Raw genomic sequence first — 18,186 nt, 5'->3', positions numbered from 1 at the left:
CCCGGACCGTCGGCCGGGCGGTGCGCGGCGGTGCGCGCCTGCGCGTGACCGCGGGTCGGGGCCGGGCGCTACGCGGGCCGGGCGTCGGCCGTCTTCGGGCCGAAGCGCAGTGTCGCGTGGTGCTCCTGGGCCATCCGCCGCAACGCCGACAGCGCCACGTCGAGCAGGACCCCCCGCACCACCACGGCGGCCCGGTCGGCGCCCACCCCGTCGGCGGGCAGCAGGTCGAGATCCTGGACCGCGAGTTTCTCGGCCGCCTCGGCGTACGGGAGAAAGTATTCCATCCCGCATTCGCAGCCCAGCCGCTGCAGGGTGAGGACCACGAGCGCGAGACGGTCCCGGCTGGGCGCGTCCATGTCGAGCGACCAGCCCAGTTCCTTGACGAAACGGTCGACGTCGGCGCGCACCTGTTTCGCGCCGTCCACGCTGTGCAGCGCCGGCTCCTGCGGGAACAGGGCGCGGTCGACGAGCGAGTACAGCGCGGGCAGCGGCACCTTGTCGTTCTCGATCGCGGTCAGCAGCTCCCGCACCGAGGTGAGTTCCAGCTGACCGATGTTGGTCAGGGCCCGGATGAGCCGCAGCCGTCGCAGATGCGCTTCGCCGTACGCCGCCTGGTTACGGCCGGTCGGGGTGCCGGGTGGGAGCAGGCGCTCCCGGAGGTAGAACTTTATCGTTGCGATCGGTACGCCTGTCTGCCTACTGAGATCTGAGATACGCATCAGGTTCCCCGCTGTCGACAGCACCGGCCAGACCAGAGTAAGGGTCGGGCTGCATGTTCGTCACCTTCGATGTTGCGTTTGGTGCAACTTGCTCCCACGGATCGATAGGCGCCGGTGCCCGCGGGTGCCGCCGCATGGCCGCGGCCAGCCCGGCGCCGGCGAACAGCACGCCGGCGACCACCGAGAGCGCCGGCCGGCTGGCCGTGGCGAAGCCGTCGTGGAACGCGGCGCGGTGCGTGGAGTCGGGCAGGCGGTTCTGCAGCACGGCGCCGATCAGCGCGGCGCCGAGCGCGGCACCGGCCTGGCGGGCGGTGTTGAGCAGGCCGGAAGCCGCCCCCGCGCGTCGCGGGGTGATGCGACGCATCGCCTCGGTCGTGGTGGGCGCGATGGACAGGCCCATGCCGACGCCGATCGCGACGAGCGGCCCGGCGAAGGTGCGCCACGACGACGAGGGGCCGGGCAGCAGCGCGACTCCGAGCACGCCGACGGCCTGCAGGGCGAGGCCGACGACGAGGAGGATCCGGCCGCCCACCCGGTCGGCGAGCCGGCCGGCGACCGGCGCGACGGCGCTGAGCGTGACCGTCCAGGGTAGCGCGGCGAGGCCGGAGGCGAGCGGGCTCATGCCGAGCATGTTCTGGGTCTCCAGCACGAAGACGAACAGAAAGCCGTACAGGGCGAGGGAGCTGATGGCCGTCAGCACCGTGGCGATGGTGAAGTTCCGGTCACCGAAGAGGTCCAGCGGCAGCAGCGGCTCGGCGGCCCGCCGCTCCCACCGGACGAACAGCGCGAGCAGCACCACGCCGGCGACGAGGACGTGCGGGATGCCGACCGGTCCCAGCACCCGACCCCACGCGTACCGCTGCCCTTCGACGAGGCCGAACACGATGGCCAGCAGGCCCCCGGTGGCGAGCGCGACGCCCACCGCGTCGAACCGGTGCGCCCGGTCGGGCCGCAGGCGGGGCAGGTACCGTGCCGCGAGCAGCAGTCCGGCCAGACCCACCGGCACGTTGAGGTAGAAGATCGACTGCCAGCCGGCCTCCGTGACGAGCAGACCGCCCAGGGTGGGGCCGCTGACCGCGGCGACGCCGGCCACCGCGGTGAAGATGCCGAAGGCGGCGCCGCGGCGCTGGGGGGGAAAGACGGCGGAGATCAGGACCAGGGCCTGGGGCAGCAACGCCGCGGCGCCGACCCCCTGCAACACCCGGGCGGCGACCAGCTCGCCGGTGTGCCGGGACGACGCGCACCAGACCGACGCGACGGTGAACACGGCGAGGCCGACGACGAAGACCCGGCGCGGGCCGACCCGGTCGCCCAGCCGGCCGAATGTGATCAGCAGCGAGGCGAAGGCCAGCAGGTATCCGTTGAGCACCCACAGCGCCCCGTCCACCGGGGTGCGCAGTTCCGCCATGATGTGCGGCGTCGCGGTGTTGACGATCGTGGTGTCCAGCAGGATGAGGAAGTTCGCCAGACACAGCACGGCAAGGACGGACCATGGGTTGCGGTGCGCCGGTCGGTGGGGCATTTCACTCCTCGCATCGATTCCCGGCCACGGTGCCGAGGGGTTGTCACTCCTCGACGCGCCGCTCGGCGACGGGTCCGCGAGTGCGGCGCCCGGCCGACGGCCGTGGACATCGGGGAGGGCGGTCCCGGCCCGCGCGCCCGCGTGCCGTCGCCCGCGTACGTCACGTCGACCCGGGTCCGCGCGTCGACCGGTGGCGCCTCGATGGTTACGTCGCCGGTCTGCCGGGTGTCACGGCGTCGCCCCCTGTCGGTGGGATCAGGAATTGCGGATCAATCGTCTGGGAGGCCCGGATCGGGTGCACCTCCGTGGTTGCTTCCCATTGACGACAGTGGATGGCAGCGCTCTTTGGTCAGGCGGGAGTTCTTGACGCGCGGGAGATTCCCACGCCGTGCTCGTGGCACGAGAGCCGCCGGGGAGGGTGAGTCCGGGTCGCCTGTCGAAGCCCGCGACCGGTGGGCGGTCGAGCGCCGGCGCGACCTCGTCGGGCCGGGACCACGCTCGGCGCGCGAGGGCGCGCCGGTGGGCGTCCGCCATCCTGGCGGAAGGCGCGGGAGCGTGGCCACCACATCCCGGACGCGTTACGCGGGCGGCCTTCGCGGCGAAGGCGCGACGGCCTCGCGGGCCACTGCCCGAGCGCTCGGGGGCGGCATTTCGGTCACGCCGGCCGGCCTGGCCGGCCCGACGGGCGCGGCGGCGACGGTGAATGGCGGGCGGCCGCGGTGGGAGTCGGGGCGTGGCGATCCGGTCGCCCGTCACCCGGGTCGTTCCGTGGCCAGCCCGCCTCACCTGGCCGAGCCGGGCCGTCGACCTCGTCGGATCGGAATCAGATCGGACCGCTCACGCCGCGGAGCGGCCCGCCGTGACCGCGGCGCCGATCGACGACACCGCGCCCATCCGCTCCTCGGCCACCCGGGCCAGCGCGAACTTGCGCTGGTCGAGCAGCGCCAGCAGGACCGGGGGGTCCATCGCGCGGACCGGCTGCAGGTCGAGGTCGGCGTGCACCACGCCGTCGCCCCGCAGGTGCAGGGGGCCGACGGTGGCGACGCAGACGGTCTGGTCCCCGTCGTCGGCGACCATGTCGGCGTCCAGTTCCCCGTTGACCGACTGGGCGAGGAGAAACCAGTTACCCGGTGGTACGCCGTCGAGTTGGTATGCGCCCGGGCGGGACAGGACCGTGCAGCGGACCGGCTGCCCTTCCGGGATGCGGTCCGGGAACAGGCCCAGGAACACCGGACTGTCCACATGCGATTCCGGGGCCCAGGCGCGGCCCTGCACCCGGGTGTTGTGCGAGTGCCCCATCCGGTAATCGGGGTCGGTCGCGATCTGCGGGGCGAAGCCGGCCAGTCGGCGGTACGTCGTGGGTGGCATTCCCACGCTCCGGGTGAACCGGGAGCTGAAAGTCCCGACGCTGTTGTACCCGACGCGCATGCTGATATCGGCGACACTCAATGAGGTGGAGACGAGCAGGTGCTTGGCGCGCTGCAGGCGCAGGGCGGAGAGGAAGCGGCCCGGTGTCACGCCGGTGGCTCGCTGGAAGACCCTCGTGAAGTGAAACTTGCTGAACATGGCAGCGCGGGCCATGTCGTCGACGGTGAGCTGCTCGCCTAGTTTTTCGTGCATGGCGGCGATCGCTCGCCGCACAGCCTTCTCGATTGGATCTTCCACAGCGGTTCCCCCAATGACCTGCAAATCTCATCATGTTGACACTGCCTAGCGGACGACCCCCGCGAGTCCAGTCTGCTTTGGTGTGGCGAATATTGGCGGTGGTCACCGCCGCTGGCATTTATGCGGGCTATCCATGAAATTAGCCTATTCCCACCTCCTGCGACCGGCGGTATTGCTGGCGTCGAGGCTAGCCGAGCCATCGGGCGATGGCAACACCGTCAATGACGACGCGAGCACGGAGCGCAGTCATGGAGTGGCATGCACAGAAGTGCTGTCCTCGCACGTCAGAGCCGCATTGGTGGATGGCGGCGGGCGGATAGCAGCACACTCCGCTGCTGATAGTACGAATCTCCAGTCGCCATAATTAGCCAGGTCCATTTTCCCCGAAGCGCCGCACTTGGTGCCGCCTTGTCGCGGGGTGGATGTTCGGGAATGGTCGGATCTGTCCGGTGCGTCTAGTAAGCCTTCCGCCGCCGGCTGCCGACGGGTGTCTCCGCTGGTCATCCCGTAATTGCGGGGGGTTGCCGGATAGGCAAGTTTGAAGATGACGGTCCACTGGCCGCTGCGTAGATTTGCGGAAAGTCCATTCCTTGATTGGCCGCGATGGTGGGTGCCCGCAGAACCATTCGTGCGTACCCGGTGTGCTGCCGCTCCGTCGGAATCCCCGGCACGCTCCCTCGTCAAGTTCCGGATGCCGCTTCCGGGCGGGGGCCGACGACGGCCATCGTGGTATCGGCGGAGCCTCCGCATCCGTCTCCTGCATTGCGCTGATCTGCGGGAAACCGTAATGCGTACTCTCCAGTTCCCGTTTCCGTGGCACGTGGAGTCGATTTTATTGCGGTTTACCGGCGCGATCACCGTGGCGAATGCGAACGACCGCAAGGCAGGAGAATTTTCTGCCCACGGATGCGTAACAATGAGGCTCAAGTGGGCAGACCGGAGAAGATGATGACTGCTTGGAACAAGCTTCGACGCCGCATTCTGACCCCCGATGTGGGGCAGACAAAACTCAGTACGCGAGGATTCCACCTCAAGGACGAGCAGGCCCGCGACCGCCTCGAGACGGTCGGCAGCTCGTTCCTGCACGGCTTCGCCGCCGCCGCGGAGGCGGACGGCCCGCCGGAGGCGGCGCCGGTGGTCGAGTCGTCGCCGGCCGCGTTCCGGGGCTTCGCCTACGAGGGCGCGGCGATGGCGTTCGCGATCCGCGACGCCCTGCCCGGGCGGTCGCGGCACGTCGCCCGCTTCCTCGCCGACCACGACGAGCACGTCTACATGGCGTACGTCGGGGTGGGCTGGGCGATGGCCCGCCTGCCGCGTCCCTTGTGGTCGCGCCTGCACGCCCCGGATCCCCTGCTGCGCTGGCTCGTCCTCGACGGGTACGGGTTCCACCAGGCTTACTTTAGGACCGACCGCTACGTTCGCCGGCGGGACGCTCCGTCGGCGTTTCCGTGGCCCACCGACGGTCCACGGGACTACTCCCGGGACTACTCGCTGCGGGCGATCGACCAGGGCATCGGGCGGGCCTGCTGGTTCGTGGCCGGAACGGACGCCCAGCAACTCGTCCGCCTCCTCGACGCGTTCCCCGCGCACCGCCGCTCCGACCTGTACGCCGGCGCCGGGCTCGCCGTCTGCTACGCCGGTGGCGGGAGTGAGCAGGAACTGACCTGGCTCGCCCGGACCGCGGGGGCGTACCGGCTGGAGCTCGCGCAGGGCGCCGCGTTCGGCGCCGCGGCCCGCGTCCGCGCCGGCCTGGTGATGCCGCACAACGAACTGGCCACGAGCGTCCTCTGCGGAATGTCGGTGGACGAGGCCACACGAGTGACCGATGAGGCGCGGGTCGGGCTACCCACCGACGACGTCCTGCCCGCCTACGAAGTCTGGCGCCAGCGCATCAAGAGCGCCTTCATTCCGTTGGTAGCGACACGAAAGCCGAGTGAGCAATGACCAGTATTGCCGTGGTCGGGATGGCGTGCCACTACCCCGACGCCCGTTCGCCGCAGGAGCTGTGGGAGAACGCCGTCGCGGGTCGCCGGGCGTTCCGGCGGCTCCCCGACGTCCGCATGAACCATGACGACTACTGGGACGCCGATCCGGCCGCCCCGGACCGCTTCTACGCGCGCAACGCCGCCGTCCTGGAGGGCTACGAGTTCGACCGGGTCGCCTACAAGGTCGCCGGCAGCACCTACCGGTCCACGGATCTGGCGCACTGGCTGGCCCTGGACACCGCCGCGACGGCGCTCGCCGACGCCGGGTTCCCGATGGGTGAGGGCCTGCCGCAGGAGCGGACCGGCGTGGTCGTCGGCAACACCCTGACCGGTGAGTTCTCCCGCGCCAACCAGATGCGCCTGCGCTGGCCGTACGTGCGGCGGACCGTGGCGGCGGCGCTGCGGGCGGAGGGCTGGGACGACGAGCGGATCTCCACCTTCCTCGCCAGCTACGAGGCGGCGTACAAGAGCCCGTTCCCGCCGCTGGACGAGGACACCCTCGCGGGCGCGCTGTCGAACACCATCGCCGGCCGCATCTGCAACTACTTCGACCTCAAGGGCGGCGGCTACACCGTCGACGGCGCCTGCTCCTCGTCGCTGCTGTCCGTGGTGACCGCGTGCCGGGCGTTGCTCGACGGGGACCTGGACGTCGCGATCGCCGGCGGTGTCGACCTGTCCATCGACCCGTTCGAGGTCATCGGCTTCGCCAAGACCGGCGCGCTGGCCACCGGTGAGATGCGGGTCTACGACCGGACCTCCAACGGGTTCTGGCCCGGTGAGGGCTGCGGCATGGTGGTGCTGATGCGTACCGACCGGGCCGTCGAGGCCGGTCACCGGATCTACGCCTCGGTCGCCGGGTGGGGCATCTCCTCCGACGGCCACGGCGGCATCACCAGGCCCGAGGTCGACGGCTACCGGCTCGCGCTGCGCCGCGCGTACGCCCGGGCCGGCTTCGGCGTCGACACCGTCGGGCTCTTCGAGGGACACGGCACCGGCACCAAGGTCGGGGACGCCACCGAGCTGACGGCGCTGTCCAGCGCCCGGGAGGCGGCGAACCCTGAGGCGCCGCCGGCCGTGATCGGCTCGGTCAAGGGCATGATCGGGCACACCAAGGCGGCCGCCGGGGTGGCCGGGTTCATCCGCGCCGCGATGGCCGTGCACCACGAGGTGCTTCCCCCGAGCGTCGGCTCCGTCGACCCGCACGAGATCCTCACCGCCGACGAGGCCCGGCTGCGCACGCTGCGCAAGGCCGAGCCGTGGCCGGCCGAGGTGGAGGTGCGGGCCGGGATCACCGCGATGGGTTTCGGGGGCATCAACACGCACGTCGTGCTCGAACGGCACGGGCCGCGCCGGTCGGTGCCGGACCGCCGGATACGGGCCCTCGCCACCTCGGTCCAGGACGCCGAGCTGCTGCTGGTCGACGCCGCCTCGGCGGAGGAACTCGCCGAGCGGCTCGCCGAGCTGAGCGCCTTCGTGCCGGCGATCTCGTACGCGCAGCTCGGTGACCTCGCCGCGACGCTGCACCGCGACCTGCGCGGCCGGCCGTTCCGCGCGGCGATCGTCGCCTCGTCGCCGGAGGAGGCCGAGCGGCTGCTGACCGCGGCCCGCGAGGCCGTCGAGTCCGGCGAGGCGAAGTTGATCCGTCCGGACGGCCGGTTCCTGCTCGGACACGTCAGCGGCCCGGCCCGGATCAGCTTCCTCTTCCCGGGGCAGGGTTCCGGACGCGGCGTCAGCGGCGGCGCGCTGCGGCGGCGGTTCGCCGAGGTCGAGGACGTCTACCTGCGCGCCGCGCTGCCGACCGGTAGCGACGTCGTCGCGACCGAGGTTGCCCAGCCCCGCATCGTCACCGGGTCCGTCGCCGGGCAGCACGCCCTGGCGCTGCTCGGCATCGAGGCGTCGACCGCGATCGGGCACAGCCTCGGTGAGATCGTGGCCCTGCAGTGGGCCGGCGCGATGAACGAGGAGACCCTGCTGCGGGTGGCCGGCCTGCGGGGCCGGACCATGGCCGGGCACAGCCAGGCCGGCACGATGGCGGACATCGGGGCGCCTCCCGAGATGCTCGACACGATCATCGGGGACCTGCCGGTCGTCGTGTCCGCCTACAACGGGCCTGAGCACACCGTCGTCTCCGGATCGGTCGACGCGGTCGAGGCGGTCTGCCGCAACGCCCAGGCGGCCGGTCTGAGCGCGACGCGGCTGCGCGTCTCGCACGCGTTCCACTCCCCGTTGGTGGCTCCGGCCGCCGACGCCTTCGCCGACACCCTCGCGGACGAGACGTTCCACCGGGTGGGGGCCCGGGTCGTCTCCACCGTCACCGGTGACGTGCTCCCCGCCCGGACCGACGTGCGGGCCCTGCTCCGCCGCCAGATCACCGACCCGGTCCTGTTCAACCAGGCCGTCGCGCTGGCCGCCAAGAACACCGACCTGTTCGTCGAGGTCGGGCCGGGGCAGGTGCTCACCGGGCTGGCCGGCACGGTCACGGATGTTCCGGTGGTCGCGTTGGACACCGACAGCGAATCGCTCGCGAGTCTGCTCCGGGTCGCCGGCGCCGCGTACGTCACCGGCGCCGCGCCCGCCCCGGCGGCGCTGTTCGACGGCCGGCTCGTCCGACCGCTGGAAGTGGGCGCCACGTTCTCGTTCCTGACCAGCCCGTGCGAGCGGGCGCCGGAACTCGACCCGGCGATCGAGCGTGGTCCCGCCGTGGCGGCGCCGTCCGTCGTCGCCGACTCCGCCGGGCCGGACGGGGAATCCACCCAGGACCTGCTGCGGCGGCTCACCGCGGACCGCGCCGAGCTGCCGCTCGAACTCGTCGGGCCGGACAGCCGGCTCCTCGACGACCTGCACCTCAGCTCCATCACGGTCGGCCAGGTGGTGAACCAGCTCGCCCAGCGCCTGGACGTGCCGCCGGCCCAGATGCCGATCAACTTCGCCACCGCCACCATCCGCGAGCTGGCCGAGACGATGGAGAATCTCGCGAAGACGGCCCGGGACAGCGATGCCGCCGCCACCCCGGTGGTGTCCGGGGTGGCCGCCTGGGCCCGGCCCTGGCGGGTCGACCTCGACGAGGTGCCGCTGCCGGCGGTGCCCGCCGACGCCACCGCGAAGAACGGCCCGTGGCACCTGCACGCCGACGCGGACCACCCGTTCGCCGCGGAGCTCGCGAGCACGCTCGAACAGTCCGGGCTCGGCAGCGGAGTCCTCGTCTGTCTGCCGCCGGACTGCACGGAGGAGCAACTGGAGTCCGCGCTGCGGGGCGCCCAGCAGGCGCTCACCGCCGGCAGCACCCGCTTCGTCCTGGTCGGACACGGGCGTGGCGCGGCGGCGATCGCCCGGACGTTGCACCTCGAGGCGCCGACCGTGCTGGTCACCGTCGTGCACCTGCCCACCGCCACCGAGGCCGCGGTCGAGCTGGTGGTGAAGGAGGTCGCCGCCACCACCTCCTTCACCGAGGTGCACCACGACGACGGCGTCCGGCGGGTCCCGACCCTGCGCGCGATGCCGGTGCGGCCGGGCACCCCGGTGGCCCCGCTCGGCGCGGACGACGTGCTGCTGGTCACCGGTGGGGGCAAGGGCATCACCGCCGAGTGCGCCCTGGCCCTGGCCAGCGACAGCGGCGCCCGGCTGGCGCTGCTGGGCCGCTCCGACCCCGCCGAGGACAGCGAGCTGGCGGCCAACCTGGCCCGGATCGCGGAGGCCGGCGTCACCGTGCGGTACGCCCGCGCCGACGTCACCGACGCCGCCGCCGTCGGCCAGGCGGTGCGGGACCTGTCCGCCGAACTCGGGCCGGTCACCGCGGTCCTGCACGGCGCGGGCCGCAACGAGCCGGCCGCACTGCCGAGCCTCGACCCGGCCGCGTTCCGCGCCGCCCTGGCGCCGAAGGTCGACGGTCTGCGGGCGGTGCTCGACGCGGTCGACCCGGCCCGGCTCCGGTTGCTCGTGACGCTCGGCAGCATCATCGGCCGGGCGGGGCTGCGCGGCGAGGCGCACTACGCCACCGCCAACGACTGGCTGGCCGAGGAGACCACGGCGTTCGCCCGGGCGTACCCCGACTGCCGAACGATGTGTCTGGAGTGGTCGGTCTGGTCGGGCGTCGGCATGGGCGAGCGACTGTCGGTCGTCGAGTCGCTCAGCCGCGAGGGCGTCATGCCCATCACTCCCGACCAGGGCATCGCGATCCTGCGGCGGCTGGTCACCGACCCGGCGACGCCGGGCGTGGTGGTGATCAGCGGGCGCACCGAGAGCGTCCACACGGTTCGCTACGACCTGCCGTCGCTGCCGCTGCTGCGGTTCGTCGACCGCGTGCTGATCCGCTACCACCAGGTCGAACTGGTGGTGGAGACGGAGCTGAACGTGGGCGCCGACCGCTACCTCGCGGACCACGATCTCGACGGCAACCTGCTGTTCCCGGCCGTGTTCGGGATGGAGGCCATGGCGCAGGTGGCCACGGCCGTCTCGGGCGTCGACGCGGTCCCGGTCATCGAACGGGCGGAGTTCCTGCGACCCATCATCGTCTCGCCGCACGGGCACACGAAGATCCAGGTGGCCGCGCTGGTGACGGACGACGACACCGTCGAGGTCGCGATCCGCAGCGAGGAGACCGGCTTCGCCGCCGACCACTTCACCGCGCGGCTGCGCCTGAGCGGCGAGGCCGCCCCGGACGGCCCGCCGGAGCAGGTGTCGGACGGGTTGGCGCCGGCCTCGATCACGCCGTCCGACGACCTGTACGGCGAGATCCTCTTCCAGGGCGCGAGGTTCCAGCGACTCCGGCAGTACCACCGGGCCGCCGCCCGCCACGTGGACGCGATCGTGGCGGCCGACGAGTCGACCACCTGGTTCGCCCCGTACGTCTCCCCGACGTTGCTGCTGGGTGACCCGGGCGTCCGCGACGCGCTCATGCACGGCAACCAGGTGTGTGTGCCGGACGCGACGCTGCTGCCCGCCGGCGTGGAACGGATCCACCCCGGCGGCGCGAAGCTCTTCGCCGCCCGCGAGCTGCGCTACTGCGCCACCGAGCGGGAGCGCGACGGCGACACGTACATCTACGACATCGCCCTGCGCGACGAGGCCGGGACCACCGTCGAGCGGTGGGAGGGGCTGCGGCTGCGCGCGGTCCGGAAACAGGACGGATCCGGCCCCTGGGTGCCCCCGCTGCTCGGCTCCTTCCTGGAGCGTGGGCTCGGCGACCTGGGGATGCCCGACGTGGCGGTCGCGATCGAGCCCGACCCGCCCGCGCCGGCGGACCCGGCCGAGCGGACCGCCGCGCGTCGCCGGACCAGCGCGGTGGCCGCCGGGCACGCGCTCGGACGGCCGGTCGAGATCACGTACCGGCCCGACGGGCGACCCGAGGTCCCGGGGGAGCGCACCATCTCGATCGCACACGGCGCCGGGATCACGCTGGCCGTCGCCGCGGAGGGCGTGCTCGGCTGCGACGTCGAGAGCGTGGCGCCGCGCGGCCCCGAGGAGTGGCAGGGGTTGCTCGGCCCGCACGCCGGGGTGGCGGAACTGCTGGCCGGAAACCCCGGTGAGACCCCGGACACCGCCGCGACCCGCGTCTGGACCGTGGTGGAGGCGATGCAGAAGGCCGGACTGCCGATGCACGGGCCGCTCGTCGTGGCCGACGAGGAACGTCCCGGCTGGGTGCTCTTCGGCGCCGGCGGCGCCCGGGCCGCCTCCTTCGTCACCAGTCTGCGCGGCGGCGAGGGGCAAGTGGTGATCACTGTTCTGGCTGGTGCGAAGGGATGACCATGGAGAGCTACTACGAGCTGCGGCACACCGTCGGGTTCGAGGAGACGAACATCGTCGGCAACGTCTACTACGTCAACTACCTGCGGTGGCAGGGCCGGTGCCGGGAGATGTTCCTCAAGGACCGGGCGCCGGCCGTCCTCGCCGACCTGCAGGCCGACCTCAAGCTCTTCACGCTCAAGGTCGAGTGCGAGTTCTTCTCCGAACTCACCGCGTTCGACGAGATCGCCGTCCGGATGCGGCTGATCGAGCGGGCGCAGACGCAACTCGAGTTCGGCTTCGACTACGTGCGCCTCGGCCCGGCCGGCGAGGTCCTCGCCGCCCGGGGGATCCAGCGCGTCGCCTGCATGCGCGGCCCGAACAACCGGACCGTGCCCACCCGGGTTCCGGAGGCGCTCGAGGACGCCCTTGAGCCGTACCTCGCCGTCGGAGCCCGGCGATGACGACCTTCGACACCGAAGAGGTGACCGACTCGACGCACATGCGTCGCGTCTACGGAACCTTCGCCACCGGCGTCACGGTGGTCAGTGTCGGTGGCGACGAGCCGCACGCCATGACCGCGAACTCGTTCAGCGCCGTGTCGCTCGATCCACCGCTGGTGCTGGTCTGCATCGACCGGGACGCCCTCATGCACCAGGCGCTCAGCCGCGCCGGCACCTTCGGCATCTCCGTGCTGGCCCCCGACCAGGAGGCGGTGGCGCGCTACTACGCGGACCGGCGCCGGCCACTGGGCCTGGAACAGTTCGAGTTCGCCGACTGGCGGCCGGGCGGGCGGACGGACGCGCCGTTGCTCGCCGGGGCCGTCGCCCACTTCGAGTGCGAGCTCTGGCGGTCGTACGACGGGGGAGACCACACGATCTTCCTGGGTCGTCCGCGGGGCATGCGCCGGTACGGCGACGGCGACGCCCTGATCTTCCTCGGTGGCCGGTTCCGCCGGCTCGAGATGGCGCCCTCCGCGGTGGTGACGTCGTGACCGCGGTCGTCCGCCCGGCGTCGCCGTCGATGAACGGGCCGTCGCGCGCCGCCGCGGTCAACATGTTGATCATGATGAACCGGGACCGGCTCGGCATGATGACCACCGCGGCGGCCCGCTGGGGCGACGCCGCCCGGCTGCCGGTCGGGCCGAAGACGCTCTACTTCTTCAACCACCCCGGTCACGCCAAGCACGTGCTCGCGGACAACGCCGCCAACTACCACAAGGGCATCGGTCTGGTGCACGCCCGCCGGGCGCTCGGCGACGGACTGCTCACCAGCGAGGGTGAGCTGTGGCGCAAACAACGCAAGGTGGTGCAGCCGGCGTTCCAGAGCCGACGCATCGCCGCGCAGGCCGGCATCGTCGCCGAGGAGGCGGCCGCCCTCGTCGACCGGCTCCGGACGCTCGGCCGCCAGGGCCCGGTGGACGTGTTCCACGAGATGACCGGCCTCACGCTCGGGGTGCTCGGGCGCACCCTGCTCGACACCGACCTCGGCCGGTTCCCGTCGATCGGCCGTGACTTCACGGCGGTGCAGGACCAGGCCATGTTCGAGCTGGCGACGTTGAGCGCCGTGCCGCCCTGGGTGCCGCTGCCGCGTCAGCTGCGGTTCCGGCGCGCCCGTCGTCGGCTGCAGACGATCGTCGACCAGCTCGTCGACGAGCGCGGGGAGCACTCCGGCGACCGCGACGACGTGCTGTCGCGGCTCATCGTGTCCGCCCGGGCCGAGTCCGACCCGCGGGTCGGCCGGCAGCGGCTGCGGGACGAACTCGTGACCCTGCTGCTGGCCGGGCACGAGACCACCGCCAGCACGCTGAGCTGGGCGCTCTACCTGGTCGACAAGCATCCCGAGGTACGCGAGCGGCTGCGGGAGGAGGCCACCACCGTACTCGGGGACCGGCTGCCGACCTTCGACGACCTGGGCCGGCTGCGGTACACCGCGATGGTCATCGACGAGGTCGTGCGGCTGTACCCGCCGGTGTGGATCCTGCCGCGCAAGACGCTCGCCGACGACGTGGTCGGCGGGTATCACGTGCCGGCCGGCGTCGACGTGCTGATCTGTCCCTACACGCTGCACCGGCACCGGGCCTTCTGGGACCGCCCGGAGGAGTTCGACCCGGAACGCTTCGACCCGGTCCGGTCCACCGACCGCCCGCGGTACGCCTACATCCCGTTCGGCGCGGGACCGCGGTTCTGCGTCGGCAACCATCTCGGCCTGATGGAAGCCGCCTTCGTGCTCTCGATGCTGGTCCGGGAGCTGCGGCTCACCAAGGTCGCCACCCACCAGGTCGTCCCGGAGCCGATGTTGTCGCTGCGCATGCGCGGTGGCATGCCGATGACCATCAGCTCGGCCGACTGACGGACAACCGGGTGACGGACCGCCGTCACCTGTGACCGCACCACACAAGGAGCCCGTCCTCGACGGGCGTCACCCCGAGGGGGAGCGTTGCCACCGAAACCAGTGGGTCCGCTGCGCCGGCTCATTCCCGCAATCTTCGTTCTGGTGCTCGTCGCGGGGCTGTTCACGATCTCGCGACTGCCGTCCGCGTCCGCGGCGGACCGGGAGGCGATGGCATCGCGGTTCGCGTTCACCGAACTGCCCATCGCGTTCCCGCCGGGCCTGCCGCAGCGCACGGTCCGTACCGTGAACCCGAAGTACAAGCACATCCGTTCCTGGATCTCGTCGGTCGGCGCCGGTGTGGCGCTCAACGACCTCGACGGGAAGGGCGGCGCCAACGACCTGTGCCTCGTCGACCCGCGCAGCGACAGCGTCGTCGTCACTCCCGCGCCCGGCGGCGGCGCCACGTACGCGCCGTTCGTGGTCGAGCCGGCGCCGCTGCCGATGGGTCCGGCGATCGCGCCGATGGGATGCGTGCCGGGCGACTTCAACGTCGACGGCCGCACCGACCTGCTGGTCAACTACTGGGGTCGGACGCCCGTGCTGTTCCTGCAGAAGAGCGACGCGCGGGGCCTGAGCCTGGCGTCGTACCACCCGGTCGAGCTGATCCCGCAGCAGAAGACCACCGACGGCCTCTACCGCGGGCCGCTCTGGAACACCAACGCGACCGCGGTCGCCGACTTCGACGGCGACGGCCGACCCGACATCGGCATCTTCAACTACTTCCCGGACTCGCAGGTGCTCGACCCGCAGGGCCTGCCCAACGTGCAGATGAACCACTCCATGTCCCGCGCGCAGAACGCGGGCGGGGCGCACATCCTGCGCTGGACCGGGGCCACCAGCGGCGCCGAGCCGACCGCCACCTACGAGGTGCAGAGCGCGATCGACCCCCGGTACGCCACCGGGTGGACGCTCGCCTCGGCCTCCGCCGACCTCGACGGTGACCTGCTGCCCGAGCTGTACCTCGCCAACGACTTCGGCAACGACCGGTTCTTCCACAACGTGTCGACGCCCGGCCGGATCAGGTTCAAGCTGGCCGAGGGCCGCCGCGGCCCGCTGGACCCGAAGTCGCTGGTGATGGGGCACGACTCGTTCAAGGGGATGTCGGTCGACTTCGCCGACCTGTCCGGCACCGGCCGGTTCGACGCCTTCGTCAGCAACATCACCGAGTCGTGGGGGCTGGAGGAGAGCAACTTCGTCTGGCTGAACACCGCGAAGACCCCGCAGGAGGCGCGGGAGCGGATGAGCAAGGGCATCGCGCCCTTCGAGAACGAGGCCGCGGCGAAGAACCTCGCCTGGGTCGGCTGGGGCTGGGACGCGAAGATGGCCGACTTCGACAACAGCGGCCGGCTCGTCGTGGTGCAGTCCTGCGGCTTCGTCAAGGGCACGATCAACCGGTTCAACTGGCTCCAGGAGCTGGCCGCCAGCAACGACCTGATGCTGCGCGAGCCCGACATGTGGCCCAACGCCCAGCCCGGCGACGACATCGCCGGCTCCAACGCGCTGGCGTTCTGGGCGCCGGAGGGCAACGGCCGGTACGTCGACCTGAGCCCGCAGCTCGGGCTCGCCGACCGGACCCCGACGCGCGGGGTCGCCGTGGGCGACACCGACGGCGACGGCCGCCAGGACTTCGCGGTGGCGCGGCAGTGGGGGCCACCGGCCTTCTACAAGAACACCAAGACGGAGATCGGCAACTTCCTCGGGCTGCGGCTGCACCGGCCCGCGCTCGGCGCCGGCCAGTCCGGCGACGCCGGCACCCCGGCGTACGGCGCGCAGGCGCGGGTGACCACGGCCGACGGCCGCACCCAGCTCGCCCAGCTCGACGGCGGCGGCGGGCACTCGGGCAAGCGCAGCTTCGACGTGTTCTTCGGGCTGGGCGCCCAGGGCGCCGCACCCGTCACCGTCGAGCTGAGCTGGCGCGATCTCTCCGGCGCCCGGCACCAGCAGACGCTGTCCCTCTCCGCCGGGTGGCACGACCTCATGCTCACCGACCGAGCCCAGGAGCTGACCAAGCCATGACGGACGTCAAACGCGCCCCGGAAGGCGCGACCACCACGGTCGAGGCCGCCGACGCGGCCCGCAACGGCGCCGGCCCGGGCGGGGCCCACCGGGGCGTCGACACCCGACCGCCCGTACCCCGGGTGGACAAGCGTGATCCGCGCTACCTCGCCCTGCGGAACTTCGCCATCTCCATGTCCATCCTCAACATCCTCGGTTACACGATCCTCGGGTTCGAGCAGCCCTGGACCTGGCCGCTGTTCATCCTGGCGCTCGGGTACACCGTGGAGCTGGTGATCGAGGCGGTCGCGGCCCGGTCCCTGGGCCGCCGGCCGGCCTACAGCGGCAACGGCGCGTGGGGTGTCTACACGTTCCTGCTGCCCACCCACATCACCGCGCTCGCGGTGAACATGCTGCTCTACGCCAACGACATGTTCTGGCCGATCGCCTTCGCGGCGGTGGTGGCCATCGGCCAGAAGGCGGTGCTGCAGGCGCCGATCAACGGGCGCATGCGGCACTTCATGAACCCGTCGAACTTCGGCATCACGATCGCGCTGATCACGTTCTCGTGGGTCAACGTGGCACCGCCGTACCACTTCACGGAGAACGTGCCCGACGTCTTCCGGATGTTCATCCCGATGGTGGTCCTCACCGCCGGCACCATCCTCAACGCGATGCTCACCAAGAAGGTCGCGCTGATCGTGGGCTGGGTCGGCGGCTTCGTCATCCAGGCGCTGATCCGGCACTACGTCTGGGACGTGCAGCTCTGGTCGGCGCTGAGCATCATGACCGGGGTGGCGTTCGTGCTGTTCACCAACTACATGATCACCGACCCGGGCACCACGCCGTCGAAGGCGCGGAACCAGTTCATGTTCGGCTCCTCGGTGGCCATGGTGTACGGCGTCCTGATGGTCTTCAACGTGGTCTACACGCTGTTCTTCGCGGTCACCATCGTCTGCCTGGCCCGGGGCCTGTTCTGGTGGGGCAAGTGGCTGATGGAGCGGCGTGGCGAGCGCACCCCGGTGCAGCCGGTGCCGCCGCCCGCGGCGGTCGAGCTACCGATCGCGCGCTGACCCGCCACCCGGCACGACACCGACCGGACCGTCCTCCACCCTGCGGGGCACCGCAGTGGGGAGGGCGGTCCGGTCGCTTCACCGACACGTGCTCGCCAGCGCATTGCGGACAGCTTCCCCCGGATGTTCCCTCCGTCGTCTACTGTGCACACTGGGTACCCGTGATGTTCGGTCACCGCGGGCTTCCCACGTTGCTCGGCAACCGGACGGAGGCACCGGCATGGAAGTGTCCACCCAGCAGTGGGAGTCGATCCGCGACGACGTCACCGCCGCCGGCGAGCGGTTCGCCGCCCTGGTCGAGAAGGCCCCGCCGGACGTGCGGGCGACCCGGGAGTGGTCGGTCGTCGACACCGCGGTTCACCTGGTCACGGTGACCGACCTCGACGCCGTCATCACCCGGGCCTACCCCGAACCCGCGTTTCCGCACCCCGGCCTGTACGAGCAGTGGCAGCGCACCAACGTCGACGATCTCAGCCTCCTCAACGTCGAGGTGATGCGCCTGTGCGAGGAGCGTGACCCGGGGGCGCTGGCGGCCCGCATCCGCGCGAACTGCGCGGCGATGCTCGACGCCACGAGCGACGTCGACCCGTCGGCGCCGCTGCCCTGGCTGGGCAGTTCGACGCTCACCATGGCGGGGCTGTTCGCCCACATCGTCAACGAGTTCAACATCCACGGCTGGGACATCGCCCGGGCCGCCGGTCTCCCGCACGAGATCCCGCCCGGCGAGGCGGCGGCGTTCTTCGAGGTCTTCTTCGTCGGGCTGGTCCGCGACGGGTACGGTCACCTGCTCGACACCCCGAAGCCGCTGCCCGACGTGCGCGTGGCGGTCGCCTTCGAGTCGCGGCACGCGCGCCCGGTGACCCTGCTGCTCGACCGGAACGTGGTGAGCGTCGCCGATCCGGGCACCCGGCCGGACGTCCGGGTCAGCTACGACCCGGTGGTCCTCAACCTGATGCTCTTCGGCCGGGTCTCACCCGTGCGGGCGATGCTCTCCCGCGGCGTCCGCGTCGGCGGCCCCAGGCCGTGGCTGATGCTCGCGTTCATGCGCAAGGTCCGCTGCCCGAGCTGACGGTGCGGGCCGCCGGTGACCCGGCGGCGTGGGGCGTCGACGC

Annotated in this window: 11 protein-coding genes; 8 read left to right on the top strand and 3 right to left on the bottom strand. The window is 71.8% G+C overall.

Going from position 1 to position 18,186, the window contains the following annotated elements; genetic code table 11:
* Positions 1-68: 68 nt before the first annotated feature.
* From AB0B02_RS11355 to AB0B02_RS11345, 3 genes are all read right to left on the bottom strand, one after another.
* Positions 69-719 (bottom strand): MerR family transcriptional regulator, encoded by a 651-nt coding sequence (locus AB0B02_RS11355; RefSeq protein ID WP_281942485.1) that lies wholly within the window; start codon positions 717-719, stop codon positions 69-71.
* On the bottom strand, positions 697-2,241 hold the full coding sequence (locus tag AB0B02_RS11350) for an MFS transporter (RefSeq protein WP_281942484.1): 1,545 nt from the start codon (positions 2,239-2,241) through the stop codon (positions 697-699). The genes AB0B02_RS11355 and AB0B02_RS11350 overlap by 23 nt, the downstream gene beginning before the upstream one ends.
* A gap of 837 nt (positions 2,242-3,078) precedes the next feature.
* Positions 3,079-3,906: an AraC family transcriptional regulator gene (locus tag AB0B02_RS11345; protein WP_281942482.1), complete on the bottom strand. Its 828-nt coding sequence runs from the start codon at positions 3,904-3,906 to the stop codon at positions 3,079-3,081.
* A gap of 948 nt (positions 3,907-4,854) precedes the next feature.
* On the opposite strand from AB0B02_RS11345, the gene AB0B02_RS11340 reads away from it, so the two are divergent.
* From AB0B02_RS11340 to AB0B02_RS11305, 8 genes are all read left to right on the top strand, one after another.
* Positions 4,855-5,850 carry a DUF1702 family protein gene (locus AB0B02_RS11340; RefSeq protein WP_281942711.1) on the top strand — a complete coding sequence of 332 codons (996 nt, stop codon included), beginning with the start codon at positions 4,855-4,857 and terminating at the stop codon, positions 5,848-5,850.
* On the top strand, positions 5,847-11,633 hold the full coding sequence (locus AB0B02_RS11335) for a type I polyketide synthase (protein WP_281942480.1): 5,787 nt from the start codon (positions 5,847-5,849) through the stop codon (positions 11,631-11,633). The genes AB0B02_RS11340 and AB0B02_RS11335 overlap by 4 nt, the downstream gene beginning before the upstream one ends.
* Positions 11,634-11,635: 2 nt before the next feature.
* Positions 11,636-12,076, top strand: a complete 441-nt coding sequence (locus AB0B02_RS11330) for an acyl-CoA thioesterase (protein WP_281942478.1) — start codon at positions 11,636-11,638, stop codon at positions 12,074-12,076.
* Positions 12,073-12,606 (top strand): flavin reductase family protein, encoded by a 534-nt coding sequence (locus AB0B02_RS11325; protein WP_281942476.1) that lies wholly within the window; start codon positions 12,073-12,075, stop codon positions 12,604-12,606. The genes AB0B02_RS11330 and AB0B02_RS11325 overlap by 4 nt, the downstream gene beginning before the upstream one ends.
* 29 nt (positions 12,607-12,635) lie before the next feature.
* The gene (locus tag AB0B02_RS11320) at positions 12,636-13,964 is read left to right on the top strand and encodes a cytochrome P450 (RefSeq protein ID WP_281942709.1); all 1,329 of its coding nucleotides are present in this window, start codon (positions 12,636-12,638) and stop codon (positions 13,962-13,964) included.
* A gap of 87 nt (positions 13,965-14,051) precedes the next feature.
* The gene (locus AB0B02_RS11315) at positions 14,052-16,022 is read left to right on the top strand and encodes a CRTAC1 family protein (protein ID WP_357299425.1); all 1,971 of its coding nucleotides are present in this window, start codon (positions 14,052-14,054) and stop codon (positions 16,020-16,022) included.
* Complete coding sequence (locus tag AB0B02_RS11310; protein WP_281942472.1) at positions 16,019-17,074, top strand: enediyne biosynthesis protein; 1,056 nt, start codon at positions 16,019-16,021, stop codon at positions 17,072-17,074. The genes AB0B02_RS11315 and AB0B02_RS11310 overlap by 4 nt, the downstream gene beginning before the upstream one ends.
* Positions 17,075-17,294: 220 nt before the next feature.
* Positions 17,295-18,143 (top strand): maleylpyruvate isomerase N-terminal domain-containing protein, encoded by an 849-nt coding sequence (locus tag AB0B02_RS11305; protein ID WP_281942471.1) that lies wholly within the window; start codon positions 17,295-17,297, stop codon positions 18,141-18,143.
* The last annotated feature ends 43 nt before the right edge of the window (positions 18,144-18,186 follow it).

The organism is Micromonospora sp. NPDC049240 (genome assembly GCF_040647835.1).
Lineage (GTDB): Bacteria > Actinomycetota > Actinomycetes > Mycobacteriales > Micromonosporaceae > Micromonospora.
The sequence above is the reverse complement of the archived record's forward strand: the minus strand, read 5'-3'. Positions and strand labels throughout refer to the sequence as shown.